We start from the raw sequence: 18,880 nt of genomic DNA on the forward strand, positions 1-18,880 counted from the left end.
CCCCAGAGCGGGTCCGTGGCGGACAGCTTTACGCTGGTTTCCCTACCGTCATGGGCCCACTCTGGAACCGTACTGGTGTGTGTGGGTTGAGAAAGCATAGGATACGCCCTCTTCAAACCCTATCTTCGTGGTGGATATGTCGCTGATTTCTACTGCGACTGTTGTTCACGTTTGTTAGTCTGCTGCGCGATGTTTTCAGAAGGCGTATCCTATGCTCTCTTTTTTGTTGTTTGCTATGAATGTCAGGGAGGGGTCGGGCGGTATGGTTGAATGCTTGACGTGGGTGTTTCGGTGTAGTCAATACGTTATCCACAGCCTCTTTTGTATTGACTCTTAGCGGAACCGCGAGATAATTCGCGTACATTTCTGGAAACGGAAATGTAAGGGAAATCAGCGAAAGGGAAACCAGCGCACTAAGTGCGCATGCAGCTGATTTCATACACATTCACAAAAATTGGAGGAAAGACGCGAGACGCTTCATCAGCGTTTGGCGTCTTTTCTTTATTGTTCCGCTCAGCGGCGGTACAGGAGAGGGGAATCGCGTGAAGTCTACGGCGCGATTCCTCCCCCGAGGAATCGCGCCGTGAACTGCACGGCAGGGAAACCTGCAGTCAAAGTTCACAGGAAAGGTCGATACCTGGCATTACGCCGTCCGTACGGGGGCGGAATGACAGCCTTTAATCGGGGATTACAAAAAAATATCTAACTCATACAAAGCATATGACAAAGACAATGAACTACACGGCAGCGGTCGGTACGATCGCAGCTCTCGTTCTCTCGTCCTTCGCAGCTGTGACTCCGGCTCTCGCTGGCGGTCATCGCAACGGTGGCGATGTTGAGATCGACAACGGTGTGAAGATCTCGGTTGCGAATTTCGCAGTCGTGACCAACGTCACCTCTTCTTCTGCTTCGACTGGCGGCAACTACGCTGGTGGTGCTGAGGGTGGTAACGGTGCAGAGGGTGGCAACGGCGACGAAGGCGGCAACGCTGACGCTGACGCTGATAGCAACAAGGGTGACGCTGAGGCGGAAGCTGTAGGCGGCAACGGCGGTAACGGCGGTAAGGGCGGTAACGGTGGCAGCACCGGTATCGGCGGCACCATCTCGACCGGTGATGCAGAGGCAAACTCTGGCGTCATGAACGTTGTTAACTCGACGGAAATCGAAGTCGAAGGCTGCGGCTGCGATGCAGGCGTTTCCTACGACGAAGACGAGGTTGATGACATCGAAGTTGATAACGAGGTCAAGATCGATCTCGTTAACGGCGGTATCGTCACCAACTTCACGGACGCTTACGCAAAGACCGGCTGGAACCGCGCTGATGGCGTGGTCGGCGGCGATGCAGGTAAGGGCGGCAACGGCGACGAGGGTGGCAATGCAGATGCTGATGCAGATGCAGACGGTCACTACGGCGACGGCGACGCTGACGCATGGGCAACCGGCGGCAACGGCGGTAAGGGTGGTCGCGGCGGCAACGGCGGATACGCTGATGCAGGCGGACTCATCGTGACGGGCAACGCTACGTCCAACTCGGGCGCAGTGAACCTCATCAACTCGACGCTCCTCCGCGTTCGACGCTAGTTTCGAACTGAGAAACGAGGGAGGCAACTCCCTCCTTCTCATGAGAATCGAAGTACCGCTTGGATTCTCATAGGAAGCATTACGAAATCGGGGATTAAACAGACTACCTATGAACTTCACTAACACCATCGGGATGAAGCTTGCGAGCCTCATCACCATGTTCGTCCTCGTCGTGGGAACGCCGGCGACTTCGTTTTTCGTCTACGCAGAAGACGGCGGCGCTGCAACTTCTTCTGGAGGAGATGGAGGTAGCGGAGGTTCGGGTGGCAGCGGTACAAGCGGCGGTGACGCGGGTAGCGGCGCATCGGGTGGCGCTGCGAGTTCATCGTCGAGCGGGGACTCTTCCTCGTCGGGTGGCGATGGTGGCGCAGGCGGTACGGGTGGCGGCGCTACTGATGGTGGCGCAGCAGGTGCAGGTGGCAGCGGTGCAACCGGCGGCGATGCCGGCTCTACGTCTGATACCGGATCAGCGGATTCCTCAGGTGGTGACGGCGGCGCGGGTGGCGCTGGCGGCGGTGCGACGGATGCAGGGACCGGTGGCACCGGTGGTACTGGCGCTGATGGCGGCACTGCTAATTCAGAGACTGATTCCGGCGATGCGACGGCAAATGGTGGTGCTGGCGGTGATGGCGGCACGGGCGGCACGGCAGATGGTGGCGGAAACGATGGTGGAGCCGGCGGTGATGCAGGTGCAGGCGGCGCAGCAGATGCTGAAGGTTCTTCCGCAGACGCAGGCGGCGGCGATGGTGGTTCCGGTGGTGATGGTGGGGGCGGGGGTAGCACCATCCATGGACCACTTGACGGCGGCTCGACAGAGATCGACACCGGTAATGCTTCTTCTGAATCCATTGCAAACACTGGCGGCAATTCGACGAGCGTGAACACGGCATCGTCTACCGGAACCACCGATGTCGAACTCGACGATCTCTTTGTCGCGTCTTCGACGGCTTCCTCTACGGCTACGACGGGTGAAGTGAAGGCGGAAGATCCGGACGGCATCTTGGCACGGCTTGGCAATGCAAGCGCACTTGCGATCCTCATCAACATCTTCAACATCGCGATCAAGGATTCGGTCGGCTCCATCCTTTTCCTTAAGAATCCGGTCGGCAGCGCGCTCGACTTCACCTCGCAGTTCACGAACATCTTCGGCTCGCTCGCGGGAGTCAACGGTGACTGCTCGTTCATGGGCTGCTCGTCTGAAGAAGCGAGCTTCCGCTTCCTCGGAGACAGTATCTCCGAGGTCAATAACGAAGCGATCTCCCGTGCAAAATCCGGCGGCTTCGAAGGTTCTTCCGAAGGCGGCACGATCGATGTGAAGACGGGGAACGGTGATGCGATGTCCGTCATCTGGAACCTCGGTCACCTTACGCTCGCGAACTCTCGTTATCTCGTCATCCTCATGGCGAACCAAGGTGATCTCGATGGCGATGTGATCCTCCCAGACGGCGAATTCTTCAAGAAGCTCTCTTCGGTGGCGAAGATCAGCGCAGGTTCTACCTACATCGCATCAAGCACGGTCGGCGTTGATAACCTTGCAGACAGTAACGCATCATCGGGCAGCAACAGCGCGATCGGTGATGAGACCTCGATCGATACCGGTAACGCGAATGCGCACTCGTCGGCAGGTACGATGGCAAACATGGTTGGCGCACCGATGTGCTTCATCATCAACATCGGCGGAAAGTGGAACGGCTCGGTGAAGCGATTGCCGGATACCTTCACGCATGAGCGAACCTCCTTCGGTGAGATCATCTGTGGCACGGGCGGCGGTGAAGACCGTGCAAACGGTGAACGCATGGAGATCGAGCGCACCAACTATGCCAAGATCGTGAACAAGGCGATTTCTGAAGCGATCACCGGTGATGTGCATGGCGAGGCGCTCCGTGTGGCACTTGAGACGGGCGATGCGAGCGCATTCAGCCACATCATGAACCTCATCTCGAGCGACATCATCGGTCAGGACTGGATCTTCGCGAACTTCGCGATCTCCGGTGACTGGGACGGTGACCTCCAGTTCGGACCGGAGCCAGGAGAGACCGACATCCTCACCGAGATCAATAACCAGATCTCTTCGGGCCGATCCAGCAATTGGAACACCCCTAAGTACTACGGTCCGAATATCAAGGTGACGAAAACCGCGAGCGTGGTTGCAGTAGCATCCCCGGCGCAGGTCGAATACCAGATCGTCGTCGACAACCGCGGTTCCGAAGCACACCAGGTGGTGGTGAACGACACCATGACGGGTCCGGACGGTGCGGTCATCGGTAAGCAGATGTGGAATCTCGGTACGGTCGCGGAAAAGGAGAAGGTGACCATCAAGTACACCATCGACTTCAAGGATGATGCAGCAGCGGGCTACTACACGAATAGCGTGGTGGTCTCCGGTCAGGGTGATATCGCACAAGGTGCGGGCACGCTCACGGCTAAGGACGTCATCGAGATCCTTCCGGCAGGCGAACAGCCAGCAGGTCAGTGTGAGCCGCTTCTCACCGAGTACATCCGCCCGTACCGCGCGAATACGCCGGCACAGGTGAAGGTGCTCCAGGGCTTCCTCAACGAAAGCGAAGGTGAGAATCTCACACTGAGCGGTGTCTATGACGGCAAGACGCAGGCTGCAGTGAAGCGCTTCCAGCTCAAGCACGCAGATGAGATCCTCACGCCATGGGGAATCACAAGCGCGACCGGTAACGTCTACTACACGACGCAGAAGGCGGTGAACTCGATCAACTGTAAGGATGACAGCAAGTTCCAGCTCACTGCCGCACAGCAGAATGAGATCAAGTCCTTCAAGACGAAGCTCTTCTCGGCTCCGAAGACGAACATCGGCGACCTCCTCAAGATGTACGATGTGGGCCAGAGCAAGGGCGCTCCGACGGCAAAGGGCTTCTTCCTCCTGCCGCCGGCTGCTATCCCGAGCATCTTCGCACCGGTCTCGAATGAGAATGCAAAGCCGGTCTCGATGATGAGTCTCCCGACCTCGCTCTTCAAGAACTGGCTCCTCTCCGCAGTCCCGCTCGTCGAAGCAGCAGAACGTTAAGTAGCGCGGCAGAAAGCCGCTGGAAAAGGTATGAAAAAGTTCTTAAGTTCAGTATCACTAGCAAGTCTCTTTCTTCCCGGCGTTATTGCTGCTGAAAGTATCGAATCCTACGTGAACCGCATGATCGATAGCGCGAAAGAAGGGAATGGTACGGTCATTATCGAGAATCATTCTTCGGTCTCAACCGGCGGTCAGGTCGCGGGTGCAGGGCAGACGGTAACGACGGGTGATGTGAGCGCGTCATCGCATACCGAGACCCGCATCAATGCCGGAGAAAACGGCGGGACGGTCTACGTGAAGACCGAGACGAAGCGTAATGGCGAAGTCGAGAAGAGCGAAGAGTACACGAAGAAGGTGGAACCGAATCAGCCGGTCAAGGTGAATGTCTCAGCAAAGGCCGATGCCGAAGGCTCTGAAGTGGAGACTGAAATCCAAGGGGAAGTGATGGATGAGCATTCAGTCTCTTCGGAAGACGAAGAAGCATCAGTGACTGCCATTGCACGCTTCGAGGCCGCGCTCGCTTCCGTGCCGACGTTCTTCAAGAAGGTATTCAGCTTCGTGAAGTTCTGGTAACGGATTTTCTGGCATAATACGTGCATGCGACGCCGTAAGGCATCTACGAAGCGCGATGCAAGCTCGTTCTCGCCGCGTTTCCTTAAGAACAGCACCTATATCGCGACGACCGCGCTCGTCGTCTGTCTCTTCGTCGCGGCAGGAGCGGTGGACCGTATCGTCAAAGAGCTCGGGTCTCCGTATGTCGCGGCAGTCATTTCCGCGGTACTGGTTGATCTGGCAAATGACGATCGCTCCGAGCTCGCACTGCCGGAACTCACGACGAACCCGCTTCTCACTGCCGCTGCACAGGCAAAGGCGGATGACATGGCCGCAAAGGGCTATTTCTCGCATTCCACGCCCGAAGGCTACGATTCGTGGCACTGGTTCAAACAAGTGGGGTATGACTATCGTTTCGCGGGGGAGAATCTCGCCGTGAACTTCTCGGATTCAGCTGATGTGGAGGCGGCATGGATGGCTTCTCCCACGCACCGTGACAACATCATCAGTCCGCGCTACACGGAAATCGGTATCGCGACGGCTGTCGGTATGTATCAGGGCAGGGAAACGGTATTCGTCGTGCAGATGTTCGGTATGCCGAAGGGTGCCGCGGCGGCGACTCCATCAGTGACGCCTGCGGAGATTGCTGCTGTACCTGTAGAAGTTCCTGACGTCCTTGGCGAAACCACCGTCGTTGCGCCGTACGAAGATGAGCCTGTCGGTGCGCTCGCTGAGCAGGACGGCGACGCATCGGTGATCGTCGCCCAAGATGAGATCCCGTTCTGGGCGTATCTCGTTGCGCAGCCGAAGCGGACGCTGCAGTACGCGTACTACATCATCGGACTTCTCATCCTCTTTGCGCTCTTCTTCGATGTGGAATGGGAGATCAAGCACCACCACATGAAGCACGCTATGAAAGCCGGCGCCGTCTTGGGGACGATGTCCATGCTGTTCGTTGTGGCTGATTGGGTCTTCTTCGCGGAGCCGGTTTTGGCGGTCTTAGGCAGTTTCTTGTAGATATCCACTGGCGTTTCTTTGCCTTCATGAAGTAGGAGTACAATCCGCTCATGCAGGTGGGTATCGCTCACGCTGTCGGGGGACTCCTTTTCATACTCCTTATCGCAGGCGGCGCCTTCAGTGTGGGCTCGAAGTGGTCCCATGAGGAGTCGCATACCGCGAGTGCAGCATCCACACAGGAAGAAGAGGGGGCGGTTGCTTCAAGTACGGAAGAAGACAGCAGCGAAACTGCCGCACAACGCGAACTCTACGACGTCGTGAAGGTTATCGACGGCGACACGATCACGATCAAGCTTGGAGAGAAGAACGAAACGATACGCCTCATCGGATTGGATACGCCGGAGACGAATGATCCGCGCACCGGTGTGCAGTGCTTCGGCAAAGAGGCGACGGCGAAATTGAAATCCGTCATCGGCAAACGTGTTGCGATCGAGAAAGACGCAGGGGAAGGCGAGCGTGATAAGTATGATCGTCTCCTGGCGTATGTGTATTCAGAAGAAGGACTTCTTGTGAATAAATACCTCATCGAGCAAGGCTATGCCTACGAATACACCTACGACGACCCGTATAAATACCAGAAGGAATTCAAGGCGGCTCAAGTAGATGCCAAGGCGAAACAGCGAGGTCTCTGGGCGCCCAATGCGTGTCCTGAGCCCAAGAAAGCTGCTCCAGCGACCAAAGCGTCCGTACAGACCGCTGCAGCTGCGGTGGTGGTTCCTGAGGTGAAGCCCGAGCCAGAGAACAAGGTCGAGGAAAAGAAGCCAGAACCGGAGCCTGAGAAACCAAAAGAAGAGCCAAAGCAAAAGGAGCCTGAACCAGAACCTGAAGATGAGGAGGAACAACCCTCAGGCTCGTACACCTGCTCGAGCAATAAATATAACTGCACGCATTTCAAGACGCAGGCAGAGGCGCAGGAGGTTTTCGATCAGTGCGGTGGTGCGGACAACGACGTCCACAAGCTCGACAACAATAAAGATGGGGAAGCGTGCGAGAGCCTACCGTAAAAGCTTGTCGATAAGCTTCTCGGTTTCCTCCGGACCGCTGGTCGCGTAGGTCTGGATTCCGGTCGGGATGACGGTGGCGTCATTGCCGCCTTCGTAGAATGCGTCGCCGATGAAGAGCATCTCCGATGCCGGTATCTTAAGCTCATTGGAGAGCCATTCGACGCCGTATGCCTTGCTGATGCCTTTGCGCACCATATCGATGGTCGTGCGTCCCGCGATGAGTACGTCATACGCGGGTGCTTTTTCGCGAAGGAGCTGGGCGAGTCGCGGTCGCTTCGTGAAATCGGGATCCCACGCGGTCTTTTCTTCCTTGGTTGCATCATGTCGGAAGGCTGCAAAGGAGACGGAGGTTCCACGATCGATGACGCGGAAATCAGCTTCACCATCGAAAAGGTCGAGCTCGTTGGCGGCTTCGGTGATCGTGTTCCTCAGGAATTCACGCTCGTTTTCTTCAAGGGGTATCCCATATTTCTGCTCCCAGCGACCATGTATCCATTCGTCGGCGCGTGAGCCGTTGTCCGAAAAGACGTAGAAAGGGATACGGAGGTGCTCAGGCATGTGATTCATCACATCGCGCTCGAGCCTGCCGAACGTAGCTCCCGACATGATGGCAACCGGCATCGTATCGGCCAAACGGTAGAGCTTTTCCATGACGCGCACTTCCGGCTTCTGGAAGCTCTCGGCGAGCGTATCGTCGAGATCGAAGATGATCGCTTTCGGTTGCATCGCAGGAAGTGTAGGCGATTTCTGAGCGCCGACTTTGCGCATCTTCCAGACATGGTGGGCGAGCGGAAGCATGGTGATTGCGATGATCGCGAGAACGATGTATTCCAGCGAGTGCTCGATATCGGGAATCGCTTCTCCGAGGAAGTATCCCGCAAGCGTAAAGCCGCCTCCCCAGAGCAGTGCACCGAGCACGTTGTAGAAGAGGAAGGTGGAATAGTTCATGCTTCCTACTCCCGCAAGGATCGGGGCGAACGTACGGACGATAGGAACGAATCGCGCCAGAAGGATGGTCTTCGCTCCGTGCTCCTCGAAGAATGCTTTGGTCTGGAGGAGGTGTTCCTGCTTCAAGAAGCGCGAATTCTTGCGGCGATAGAGTGCCGGACCGACCCATGCGCCGAACCAGTAGCCGATGGTGTCTCCCAGTGTCGCGGCAACGATGACCGTCGCAAGTAGTATCCAGATGCTCAGTATCCCTTGCGACGCGAGGAGTCCCGCGGTGAAGAGCATCGAGCCTCCCGGGAGATAGATCGCGAAGAAGAGGCCTGATTCAGCCAGAATGATGGCGAAAATGCCCGGATAGCTGATGACCTGGATGGCTTCGACGAGATCGATTCCGAAAAACATGACGCTTCAGTATGACTGATTTTTGGCTGATTTCCAAGCTTTTTCAGCCTATACGAACTTATTCGGGATCGGGAACTTCTTGCAGAGCTTCTCGACTTCCTTCTTGATGGCCGCGAGCTTCTTCTTGTCAGAACGGTTCTCCAGGGCATCGATCATCCACTCAGCGACCTGGGTGCATTCCTTTTCCTTGAGGCCGCGGGTGGTGATGGCAGGGGTGCCGAAACGGATGCCGCTCGGGTCGAGTGGTCCGCGCGTATCATCGGCGATGGAATTCTTATTAAGCGTGATACCGACGAGGTCGAGAACGTGTTCCGCCTCCTTTCCGGTAACGCCGAGGCTGCCAGAGACGTCCGCGAGCAGAAGGTGATTCGAGGTGCCTCCGGTGATAAGGCGTACACCGCGCTTCTTGAAGACGGCCTCCATCGCTTTCGCGTTCTTCAATACCTGCTTTGCGTAGGATTTGAACTTCGGCGAGAGCGCTTCTCCGAAAGCAACGGCTTTCGCGGCGACGGCATGCATGTGCGGACCGCCTTGGAGACCCGGGAAGACGGATTTATCGATCTTCTTGGCGAGTTCTTCATTATCGCGCACGAGGATGAGGCCACCACGCGGACCGCGGAGGGTCTTGTGGGTCGTGGAGGTCATGATGTCGAAGCCGTAATCGAACGGATTCTTCGCCGCCTTCCCGGCGATAAGGCCAGCGATGTGCGCGATATCCATGACGGCAAGCGCACCGACTTCGCGGGCGATCTCGACGAACTTCGCGTAGTCAAGCTCGCGTGGATACGCTGAGAAGCCGGCAAGGATGATCTTCGGCTTTTCCTTCTGCGCGACGTTACGCATCTCGACGAAATCGATAGCGCCGCTCGCGGGATCTGCCATCTTGTAGCGGACGAAACGGAATATCTTCGTGAGGTAGGTCACCGGGTGTCCATGCGTGAGATGTCCGCCGTGGGAGAGATCCATGCCCATGATCGTGTCACCCGGCTCCAAGAGGGCGAAATACATCGCGATATTCGCATTCGCGCCGCCGAGCGTCTGCACGTTGGCGTACTTTGCTTTGAAGAGCTTCTTTGCACGCTCGATGGCAAGCTTCTCCACCGCATCGGTGAATTCCTGACCACCGTAATAACGGCGTCCCGGATAGCCCTCGGAGTATTTGTTGGTAAGGATGGAGCTGTTTGCCTCACGGACCGCCTTCGAGACGTAATTTTCAGACGGGATGAGTTCGAGTCCGATTGATTGGCGCTTTTCTTCGCCCTGAAGGGCGTTATAGACCTGCTTGTCTTGCTTCTTGATGAATGGGTAGAGTTCCACCCCGTTAGAGGCAGGTCGCGGTCCGTTCTTTGTGGTTCGTGATGTCATAGCTTACTTTGTTCCGTAGGGGCGAGCGGTTACTTTGAAAGGAGCGACCGCGGCCTCTAACGGAGTTCCATACGATGAATCGTTAAGGGAATAAAGACGTATGGAAGGTAGCTAGATCATAGTGTCATCGGTTGTCGCCGCTTCCTTTAATCATATCGCGTGCGTAGCGGTCTTCCAATTTTTTGATATTGGCCTTTGCTGCCTCTGAAAAGGGGAATCCCAAAGCGCTTGAAAGCTGTGAGAGGTACCACAGCACATCGCCGATTTCCTTCTTTACTGCCTCCCGGCGCTCTTCGGTGACTTTGCCATCGTCGTCCCTGATGATCTTCTTGAGCTTCTCGACGAGCTCCCCGGATTCTCCCGCGACCCCGAGTCCGAGGTCATAGAGGCGATAGAGACGCTGCGAATCATTGAAGATCGCGGTGCGGCTGGCCAGTCTCTCGTATTCATCGAAATCCATAGCGCAATTATACCTTTACGATTTTCTTCACGGCAGTGAAGATTTTCTCGTGGATAGCGGGGCGAGGGAGGAGCTCGCCTTTTTCGATGCAGTCGATCTTCTGCCAATTACCCTGCGCCTTAATGATCTTGAGCGCTGCCTCTTGCGTACGCTCGAGATGCTTGGGGTCGCTTTCTGCCAAGTCCTCATTCCCGCGGCCCTTCATAAGCTGGATGGAGAATGCAACAGGTACGTGGAGGTACAGGATGAGATCAGGGCGCGGAAGTCCGAACGTTCTGTGTTCCATCGCGTCGAGCCACTTCAAAAAGGCGGTTCGGGCCTTTGTATCGGAGATCTTTCCACCCTGATGCATTTGATTGGAGCTTACGTAACGATTGAGAACAACAATGCGACCGTCTTTCAACCACTTTTCGAGCTTCGCTTTCGATTCCCAGCGATCAGCTGCGTAGGCGATAGAAACAAGATACGGATTCTGCCCGATGAAATCACCGTGTTTTCCTGTGAGGCAATCTTTCAGGAACGAGCCGAAGAAGTTCTTCTCGTATTGCGGGAAATCCATCGTTTCCACCTTCTTTCCGGATTTCTTGAGGCGCTCAACCAAGAGCTTGGTCTGAGTCGCTTTGCCGACACCGTCTGAGCCGTCTATCACGATGAGTCTACCTTTTGCCATAGAAATAGAAAAAGACCGGGGCTCACGAGAGCCACCGGCCAAGGATGTTGTCAGGGTGTTCACGATTAAAGAGCCTCTCGCTACCTTCCTGCAGGTAGACGTTTGCGATACCTGCTTCCATGATTGCATCCCAACATGGCACACAGGCCCACCAGTGGCCGTACAGGTACAGATCTGCACCTTTGGTATCGTGGCCCTGCGCCTGTGCGTCGGCTACTGCACGTGGTTCGCTGTGGTTCTTCGGGTGACAGCCTTCACAGAGCTCATAGCCCTCGCCGGTCGGCATCTTGCGACGGACGCGCTCACAGACATGACTTTTATGATAGTCACTACCGTTCGCGCCGCGGCCGATAACGATGCCATCTTTCACGATAACGGAACCGGTTTTTACCGCGTCATCGAGGGAGTTTTCAAGTGCGGATTTCCGCGCTTCCTGCATGAACCGATTGTCAGCCGGGACGTACAGGATCGTCCTTCCTTCGGGAAGATAGGGATACTTGATAGTCGTTACAGTCATTGTCGAATCCTCCATATGACCTAGATAGTGTATACCACCTCACAGTGCTGGGATATACTTCCGCCATGACGAAATTCGATGCGCTCTATCAGGACATGCTCAAGCGTATCGTCAAGGAAGGCGTACGCGAAAAGAACAAGCGAACGGGCCATGAAGTAGCGGCGATACCGGGCCTCCATTTCTCCATCGACCTCGAAAAAGAGGGATTCCCGCTCCTCACGCTCCGCAAGATCCCCGTGAAGATGTTCGTGGCGGAGCAGATATGGTTCGTCTCCGGTGCACGTAAGCCGGCGGATTTCCTGCGCGATTACACGAAAATCTGGGACGTGTTCACGAATCCGGCGGATGTGGTGACCGTTGCGTATGGCTACCGTTGGCGCAAGCATTTCGGGCGCGATCAGCTCGGGCTCTTGGTGAAGCATCTCAAGGAAGATCCGACATCGCGCCACGGCGTGGTCATCACATGGGATCCGGGAGGAGATGGTCTCGGTGTCACGAATAGGAAGAACGTGCCGTGCCCATACACCTTTACGGTGAATATCATCGGTGGCCGCCTTAATCTGCATAATATGGTGCGATCGAACGACATGGTGCTCGGATTCCCATCAGACGTCGCTGGATTCGCCCTTTTACAACACATGCTCGCACAGAAGCTTGGTGTAAAAGCAGGAACCTATAGTCACTCGATATCGAACGCACACATCTATGACAACCAGTACGACGCCGTGAAGGAGATGGTAAAGAGAAAGAATGCCCATAAGCCGATCAAGGTCGCCCTGCCGAAGGCTGCCTATGATCGGGCGGAGAAGAAGGATCCGAAGCTTGTCGCGCAGATCGTCGAAGTCTTCCAAGCTCAGTACAGTCCGATGGATGCCATCAAAGGGCTTCAGATCGTAATGTAGACTTACCACCTATGGCCATACTCACCAAAGACGAAATACTCGCTCGTGTAAAAGAGGGGAATCTGGGCTTTTCGCCGAATCTTGATCAATTCCAGATCCAAGCGCACGCCGTCGATCTCCGATTGGGATTCACGTTCCTTCTGCCGAAATCGTGGCGCATGACGAAAGAAGGAAGAGAGGCGATGATGATCGATCCTCTGCGTGACCACGGCCCCGAGTATTTTGATGTGATCGAATTGGAGCAGGGGCAGTCGTTCGATCTGTTGCCGCAGGAATATGTCTTGGTGTCTACATTTGAGACCGTGCGCATTCCCGACGATCTTATGGCGGTGTTGTATCCACGCTCGTCGGTCAATCGTAAAGGCCTTTCCGTCGACCTCACCGGCATCATCGATAGTGGCTACGAAGGACCGCTCACGCTCCCGATCCGCAACAACACGCGATCCCAAGTCATTCAGCTCCATCCGGGTGAGCGCATCTGCCAGGTTGTCTTTGAAGAACTGAAGCATCCGGTGAACGCGCGCAAGAGCCGCTGGCATCAGAAGGACGTCGTCGAGAAGGGGAAGAAGGAGAAGTCGAAAGAAATGAAACTGGTTTTCTCGGGAGACATCAAGAAGCTGAAATCCGATTTCAAGGCTCTGTAGTATGGCCCGTGTCAGTGCTATCGCCGCAATCGGACGCAATCGCGTTTTGGGCAAGGATAATCAGCTGCTTTGGCATATTCCTGACGACCTGAAGCGTTTTAAGGAGATCACCTCCGGCCATCCCATCATCATGGGTCGCAAGACATTCGAGTCGATTCTCGCGTCGCTCGGGAAGCCTCTGCCGGGGCGCACGAATATCGTCGTTACTCGGGATGCTTCGTGGCAGCATGAAGGCGTGCTTACTGCGGCGTCGATTGAAGATGCTATCATGAAAGCCGCAAAAGCGCCGGGAGCGGATGAGGTTTTTATCGGCGGCGGCGGCGAGATCTATCGCCAGGCGCTTCCATTTACCGACCGGCTGTATCTCACACTCATCGAGGACGATAAGGAAGGGGATTCGTTCTTTCCGGAATATGAGAATGAATTTACGAAGGTGGTTTCGGATGAGACTCGAGAGCATGAAGGGCTGAAATACCGCTGGGTGGATTTGGAACGTTGAGTGCGGTAGGCTGCTCCTAGTGCCAGGGAATCCCCTGGTTTTCGCTGTTCTTAGGAGGACACAATGATCGAGACCCAGCCTCGCGAGATCGCGAGAGGGAAGACGAAGGTGCTCGTGCAGGCACCGGATGCCGCGGACGAAGTGGAGGTCCATAACATGGACTTCATCACTGCCGGCGACGGGGCTCGCAAGGACTCGTTCCTTCGCAAGGGCGAATATTCGACTCAGACGAACGACAGTGTCTTCACGTTGCTCAACTCATGCGGCGTGCCGACGGCGTATGTACGTCGTACCGGCCCTTCGACATTCCGTGCGAAGAAGGTCCGTATGCTGCCCTACGAAGCAGTCGGTATCTTCAAAGTTGCCGCTGCATCGTCCGCAAGAAAGCGTGACCCGTCGTTACAGGTCGGTCAGGAATTCATGTTCGGCAAGTACGCCCTCTTTCTGAAAACGACCGGAAAGACCTTCGGTCCGTATACGTTCGAGAAGGATGATCCGTTCATCACTTCGAGTACGGAAGACGGCCTGATGGTATGTCGGCCTGATCTGCCCGTCGGGACCGACAATGTCCCGATACGTGTGCGGCCGGAATACGTCTTTCCTGACGGCATCGTGCATCCGTTTGACGAGATGCGGGCGTTGGTCGGGCAGGTCGGTAATATCTTGTCGGCTGCGTGGGCTCAGCTGGGCTGCACGCTGTATGACTTCAAGATCGAACTCGCATTCCTTCCCGATGGAGAACTCGTCGTAGCAGACGTCATCGACAATGACTCATGGCGGCTGGTCGATGAAAACGGCCAACACCTCGATAAGCAGCGGTATCGGGATAAAGACACGCCGCTGGAAGTGGTCGCGGCGCTCTATGCCGAAGTGGCAGCGCGCTCAGAGGGACTCAAGTCGATCAGGTGGTAACACTGACCGCGGACGAAAGTCCGCGGTTTTCTTTATTGCTTCAATCCGAGTCCTTTGCGGATGAGGTACCAGTTCAAGGCGACGAGGGCGAAAACCATGGCGAACAGCATGGCGACGGATACGGCGATCGATACATCGGTGATGCCGAGGAAGCCGTAGCGGAATCCGTTGATGAGGTAGAAGAGGGGATTCGCATACGTGATCGCCTGCCACCATTCCGGAAGGTTATGCACCGAGTAGAAGATGCCCCCGAGGTAGACTAGTGGCGTGAGGACGAAGGTCGGGACGATATTGATGCCATCGATGGTCTTCGCGTAGATTCCGTTTACAAGGCCTGCGAGCGCGAAGACGAGGCAGGTAAGGACCGCGAAACCGAAGATGATGAGGAAGTTGTGCACGGAGAGCTCTAATCCGGTGAAAAAGATGGAGACGAGAAGGACGAGCGTACCGGTGATGACGCCGCGAACGACGCCGCCACCCACGAAGCCGGCAATCATGAGCCATGGCGGTGTCGGGGAGACGAGGATCTCCTCGATATTGCGGGCGAAGAATTTCGACGAGAAGAAGGTGAATGAGGTGTTCGCATAGGAAGTCGTGACGATCGCGAGCATCACGAGACCGGGGACGACGAATGTCATGTAATCCACTCCCTGCATCTGACCGATCTGTGAGCCGAGCACGGTGCCGAAGACGAGGAAGTAGAGCGTGGAGGTGATGACGCTCGGGAGGAAGGTCTGGATCCAGATGCGGAACATGCGGACCACGTCCTTGCGTATCATCGTATAGAAGCTGATCCAGAGTTTGTTTGCAGGCATACTATTTTTCGGAGGTCAGCTTGATAAAGACTTCCTCAAGACGACCGCCGCGATATCCGTCATTCGCCCCGGCATCATCGTGCATGGCAAGGATCTCATCCATCGTTCCCTGTGCGACGAAATTACCCTTACTGATGATGGCGACGTGCTTCGCGAGCTGCTCCGCTTCTTCGAGATAGTGGGTGGTGAGAAGGATGGTGAGGCCTTCAGAGGTGAGTTTGCGGAGGTAATCCCACATGCCGCGACGCAGCTCGACATCAACGCCGGCGGTGGGCTCGTCGAGGATGAGGAAGCGCGGCTTGTGGATGAGCGCGCGGGCGATCATGAGCCGGCGCTTCATGCCGCCGGAGAGCTCCATGGCGCGGACGTTCATTTTCTCGCCCAACCCGAGGTCGTTGAGAAGTTGCTCAGCGCGGGGAATGGCCTCCGCGCGAGCGATGCCATAGTAGCCGCCTTGATTGACGATGATATCGATCGGCTTCTCGAAGGGGTTGAAATTGATCTCCTGACCGACAAGGCCGATCCGGGTCTTTGCGAGTTCTGGTTCCTTATCGATATCGTGACCGAACACCGACACCGAGCCCACGGACTTGTTCACGAGGCCGGAGATAATGCCGATAATAGTCGTCTTTCCGGCGCCATTCGGGCCGAGGAGGGCGAAAAAGTCTCCGGCGGGGACCGTAAGCGAGACCCCCTTCAGGGCTTCGGTACCATTTGCGTACTTCTTCTTGACGTTGGTGACGACGAGGGCAGGGGTAGACATGGGCAGGATTATACCAAAACGCCCGAAAGATACTCATAGGTGGCATGGTAGTCCTTCACGAGGTGTGTCGGGATGACGCCGACGACCGTCTCGTCATTACCGCCGGGGAACAGTGCATCGCCGACATATAGGCACTCATCTTTCTGCCATTGCATCGCTTTTATGAATTCGCCGACATTAAAGCCTTTGTGTTTTCCAGCCTCGAAGAAGTCGAGACAGGTAGTCCCGCCGGTGCGGACTTCGATGTTGTGCTGCGTGCGGAGCGTATCAACGTCCGTCTTGAAATGCTCGAGAAGTGCTCGGCGTTTCGAGTGGTCGGGATCGTAGGCTTCCTTTCTTGATACGTCCTCATGATGACCGATCGTGCTGTAGGCGATTGAGCAGCCGCGATCCTCGATAAGGTCATTCGCGTCAGCAACGGTAAGGGAGAGGTGTGCGACCATCTTGTCGACAAGGGACGTGATCGCAGCCTTCTGCTCGGGGGTTGGACGTCGCTCCCAGAGCACCGTCCCGTCGCGATGGATGGCCTGGTTGCCGTTCTGGGCAAGAATGAAATAACGTCCCGAAAGCTCGGGATCGAGTTGTTTTTGTGTCTGTGAAGCCTGACTGCCGGTGACCACGATGACATCGGCGCGATCCGTTAATTGAGCGAGAATCGGCGCATGCGCCGGGTCGATATGGCTGCGGCTGCGGGTAAGGGTGTTATCGAGGTCGAAGAAGAAGTGCTTCTGCATTGCGGCATTCTAGCACTAGAGGCCGATATTAATGAGGCCGCGGTCCTCTTCGTCAGAGTCGAACTTGAAGATCTTGAGGGTCGGCGGGATGACCGGGATCACGTCATGTACCGTTGCGCCCGCTTCGGTCTCGACTTCAAGTTGGACCGGTTCGGTGGCTGCCTCGATGTTCACCTGCACTTTCGCGTTGGTGGTCGAACTGCGTGGTTCCTCCTTCGCCTCGTTCACTTTTGCGCGGGCGTTGGTGCGGGCTTCTGCAGCACGTGTGCCTGCTTTCTTGAAGGCGGTTTCTGATTTGAGAAGGACGTTGAGCTTCTCGGAGATGACGAGGGACTGCTGGAACGCATGGTATGCCTGCGCGTGCGCCTTGTCTTTCAGGAACGTGCGACCTTCTTCGATGCGATCTTCGGAAAGCGCGAGCTGCGCCTCTGCTTCAGCCTTGATCTCCTTGCTTGCTTTGGAAGACTTGAGTTTCTTCTGAGCCGCTTTGAGCTGCGCTTCGGCGGAAGCCTTCATGCGGTTCGCGGCGCGGGAATCGTACTTTTCTTCTAATTCGCCGGTGGTAGCGGTATCGGTATTGGCGACTTTCGCCGTGCGGGCTTCTGGAGCCGGTTCGTCGGCGGGAGCGGCCATCATCGCCATGGTCGCAGCTTCAGGGGCTGCTTTCGCCATGGTGTCTGCTGCGGGAGCGGCGTCCATCGCGAGTGCGATAGAGGCAGCAGGGAGGCTGACGGCGATGCGCTCCTCGGCGCGTGCGCGGATATCAGCGACGGCGAGTCCCGCACCGCGGATGGCGGTAGTAAGCGTATTCGTCGCATCGGCTTCGCTCACCAAGGCGAGCACTTCCTCGTGCGCGGCAAGACGTGTCTCGAAGCGCGAGGTGATCTCCGCTGCAGCGGATGCGTCACTCTCATCGATCGTCGCGACTTCTGCGGTCGCACTCTGTGCATGCGCTTCGAAAGCGACGGCGAGGGACTGCTGCGTATCCGCATCAAGACGATTCTCTGCGGCAAGCGCGGCGGCTTCTTCGATGCGGCGTTCAGCGAGTTCCATCTGCACCGATGCCTTCGCTTCGGTGTCAGTCGCGAGGGCGACCTTCACGGATTCGTTGATCTTCGTTTTCACGCTGTAGAGCGCATCTCCCGGGAGCGCGCCTTCTGCAGCGTAGGAAACGCCGGAGCCGAAGATGAATACGAGTGCGAGCGCCGCAGCGATCGGCTGCTTGATCCATGCAAAAGAGAACCACCGGATCGAGGTTGATGAAATAGAAACATACTCCTCCTGGGGGAGGGGTTTGTGTGCCATGTATTCACGCACGATGCGCGACATGTCGCGGCGCTCCGTCTCGGTGAGGTGCACGTGGTCGGCCGCTTTTGTGATGTATTTGGTGTAGTCGATCATATATCCTGTTTGGCGCAGAGTGCTTTGAGCTTGATGACGCCGCGATGCAATCGCACCGAGACGACGTTCTCCGTGACGCCGATCATACCCGCGATCTCCTTCGGCGTGAATCCGTCGATGTAGCGCATGGTGATGGCTTCCCGATAGACGTCGGGGAGTTCGGGAATGCGCGTACGAATCTCTTCGAGGAGTGATTCCTGGTCGAGGCTTTCTTCGGTTTCGCGCACGTCTCCCTCCGACAAGCGTCTCTCAAGTTCCCCCGTATCGTTCTCGAGCATTTCATCCAACGATGACTGTTTGCTCTTGCGGTATTCGTCGACGATGAGGTTGTTGAGTATCCGATAGAGGAAACTCTTGAATTGCTGTACCTCGCCGCCGCCTTGTACGTAATCCCATGCTTTGAGGAAGGTCTCCTGGGTGAGTTCGAGCGCGCGATCGCGATTGCTCAGACGGAAGAATGCATGTCTGAACAGGGGATCGGAATAGGTCTCGAATGCCTCAAGATAGGCCTTCTCTTGTGTGGGCCGCTTTCGGGGGTCTGTCATATAAGACGAACCGGACTATCCTGACTTACTGAAGGCAGGAGGCGCCGGTTACTGCTCAATTCTAGGGCTTCATTCCTTAATGAACAAGCCACACGACTGTATGTCGTGTGGC

19 protein-coding genes are annotated in these 18,880 nt (G+C 56.2%); 9 read left to right on the forward strand and 10 right to left on the reverse strand.

What is annotated here, in order from left to right; genetic code table 11:
- Positions 1-720 precede the first annotated feature (720 nt).
- The 5 genes from JNK62_03025 to JNK62_03045 all read left to right on the forward strand — a co-directional run bounded on the left by JNK62_03025 (position 721) and on the right by JNK62_03045 (position 7,191).
- Entirely contained in the window at positions 721-1,581 is an 861-nt protein-coding gene (locus JNK62_03025; protein ID MBL8158479.1) for a hypothetical protein, read from the forward strand.
- Positions 1,582-1,690: 109 nt separating this feature from the next.
- Positions 1,691-4,618, forward strand: coding sequence for a peptidoglycan-binding protein (locus JNK62_03030; protein ID MBL8158480.1), 2,928 nt, complete (start codon positions 1,691-1,693; stop codon positions 4,616-4,618).
- 30 nt (positions 4,619-4,648) lie between these two features.
- Complete coding sequence (locus tag JNK62_03035; protein MBL8158481.1) at positions 4,649-5,191, forward strand: hypothetical protein; 543 nt, start codon at positions 4,649-4,651, stop codon at positions 5,189-5,191.
- Positions 5,192-5,215: 24 nt separating this feature from the next.
- A complete protein-coding gene (locus JNK62_03040; protein ID MBL8158482.1) occupies positions 5,216-6,187 on the forward strand; it encodes a hypothetical protein in 972 nt (323 codons plus the stop codon).
- Between the two features lie 50 nt (positions 6,188-6,237).
- The gene (locus tag JNK62_03045; GenBank protein MBL8158483.1) at positions 6,238-7,191 is read left to right on the forward strand and encodes a thermonuclease family protein; all 954 of its coding nucleotides are present in this window, start codon (positions 6,238-6,240) and stop codon (positions 7,189-7,191) included.
- Here JNK62_03045 and JNK62_03050 read toward each other — a convergent pair.
- From JNK62_03050 to JNK62_03070, 5 genes are all read right to left on the reverse strand, one after another.
- A complete protein-coding gene (locus JNK62_03050; GenBank protein MBL8158484.1) occupies positions 7,183-8,541 on the reverse strand; it encodes an HAD-IIB family hydrolase in 1,359 nt (452 codons plus the stop codon). The genes JNK62_03045 and JNK62_03050 overlap by 9 nt on opposite strands.
- A 48-nt stretch (positions 8,542-8,589) precedes the next feature.
- Complete coding sequence (locus JNK62_03055) at positions 8,590-9,906, reverse strand: serine hydroxymethyltransferase (GenBank protein MBL8158485.1); 1,317 nt, start codon at positions 9,904-9,906, stop codon at positions 8,590-8,592.
- A 124-nt stretch (positions 9,907-10,030) separates the two neighbouring features.
- The gene (locus tag JNK62_03060; protein MBL8158486.1) at positions 10,031-10,366 is read right to left on the reverse strand and encodes a nucleoside triphosphate pyrophosphohydrolase family protein; all 336 of its coding nucleotides are present in this window, start codon (positions 10,364-10,366) and stop codon (positions 10,031-10,033) included.
- A gap of 7 nt (positions 10,367-10,373) precedes the next feature.
- Positions 10,374-11,036 (reverse strand): deoxynucleoside kinase, encoded by a 663-nt coding sequence (locus tag JNK62_03065; protein ID MBL8158487.1) that lies wholly within the window; start codon positions 11,034-11,036, stop codon positions 10,374-10,376.
- Between the two features lie 22 nt (positions 11,037-11,058).
- Complete coding sequence (locus JNK62_03070; protein MBL8158488.1) at positions 11,059-11,568, reverse strand: hypothetical protein; 510 nt, start codon at positions 11,566-11,568, stop codon at positions 11,059-11,061.
- Between the two features lie 50 nt (positions 11,569-11,618).
- On the opposite strand from JNK62_03070, the gene JNK62_03075 reads away from it, so the two are divergent.
- From JNK62_03075 to JNK62_03090, 4 genes are all read left to right on the forward strand, one after another.
- Positions 11,619-12,455: a thymidylate synthase gene (locus JNK62_03075; GenBank protein MBL8158489.1), complete on the forward strand. Its 837-nt coding sequence runs from the start codon at positions 11,619-11,621 to the stop codon at positions 12,453-12,455.
- Between the two features lie 11 nt (positions 12,456-12,466).
- Entirely contained in the window at positions 12,467-13,099 is a 633-nt protein-coding gene (gene dcd / locus JNK62_03080) for a dCTP deaminase (protein MBL8158490.1), read from the forward strand.
- Position 13,100: 1 nt separating this feature from the next.
- The gene (locus JNK62_03085) at positions 13,101-13,598 is read left to right on the forward strand and encodes a dihydrofolate reductase (GenBank protein ID MBL8158491.1); all 498 of its coding nucleotides are present in this window, start codon (positions 13,101-13,103) and stop codon (positions 13,596-13,598) included.
- A gap of 63 nt (positions 13,599-13,661) precedes the next feature.
- Positions 13,662-14,510 carry a hypothetical protein gene (locus JNK62_03090; GenBank protein ID MBL8158492.1) on the forward strand — a complete coding sequence of 283 codons (849 nt, stop codon included), beginning with the start codon at positions 13,662-13,664 and terminating at the stop codon, positions 14,508-14,510.
- 32 nt (positions 14,511-14,542) lie between these two features.
- Here JNK62_03090 and JNK62_03095 read toward each other — a convergent pair whose 3' ends face one another.
- The 5 genes from JNK62_03095 to JNK62_03115 are packed head-to-tail and all read right to left on the reverse strand — an operon-like array spanning position 14,543 to position 18,768.
- Positions 14,543-15,325, reverse strand: a complete 783-nt coding sequence (locus JNK62_03095; GenBank protein MBL8158493.1) for an ABC transporter permease — start codon at positions 15,323-15,325, stop codon at positions 14,543-14,545.
- Position 15,326: 1 nt separating this feature from the next.
- Positions 15,327-16,088 (reverse strand): ABC transporter ATP-binding protein, encoded by a 762-nt coding sequence (locus JNK62_03100; protein ID MBL8158494.1) that lies wholly within the window; start codon positions 16,086-16,088, stop codon positions 15,327-15,329.
- Positions 16,089-16,096: 8 nt separating this feature from the next.
- On the reverse strand, positions 16,097-16,822 hold the full coding sequence (locus JNK62_03105; GenBank protein ID MBL8158495.1) for an HAD-IIB family hydrolase: 726 nt from the start codon (positions 16,820-16,822) through the stop codon (positions 16,097-16,099).
- Between the two features lie 15 nt (positions 16,823-16,837).
- Positions 16,838-18,223, reverse strand: coding sequence for a hypothetical protein (locus tag JNK62_03110; GenBank protein MBL8158496.1), 1,386 nt, complete (start codon positions 18,221-18,223; stop codon positions 16,838-16,840).
- On the reverse strand, positions 18,220-18,768 hold the full coding sequence (locus tag JNK62_03115; GenBank protein MBL8158497.1) for an RNA polymerase sigma factor: 549 nt from the start codon (positions 18,766-18,768) through the stop codon (positions 18,220-18,222). Before JNK62_03115 ends, JNK62_03110 begins: the two co-directional genes overlap by 4 nt.
- Between the last annotated feature and the right edge of the window lie 112 nt (positions 18,769-18,880).

Source organism: bacterium, assembly GCA_016789445.1.
In the GTDB taxonomy this organism is placed as follows: domain Bacteria; phylum Patescibacteriota; class Minisyncoccia; order Phycocordibacterales; family UBA2100; genus UBA10103.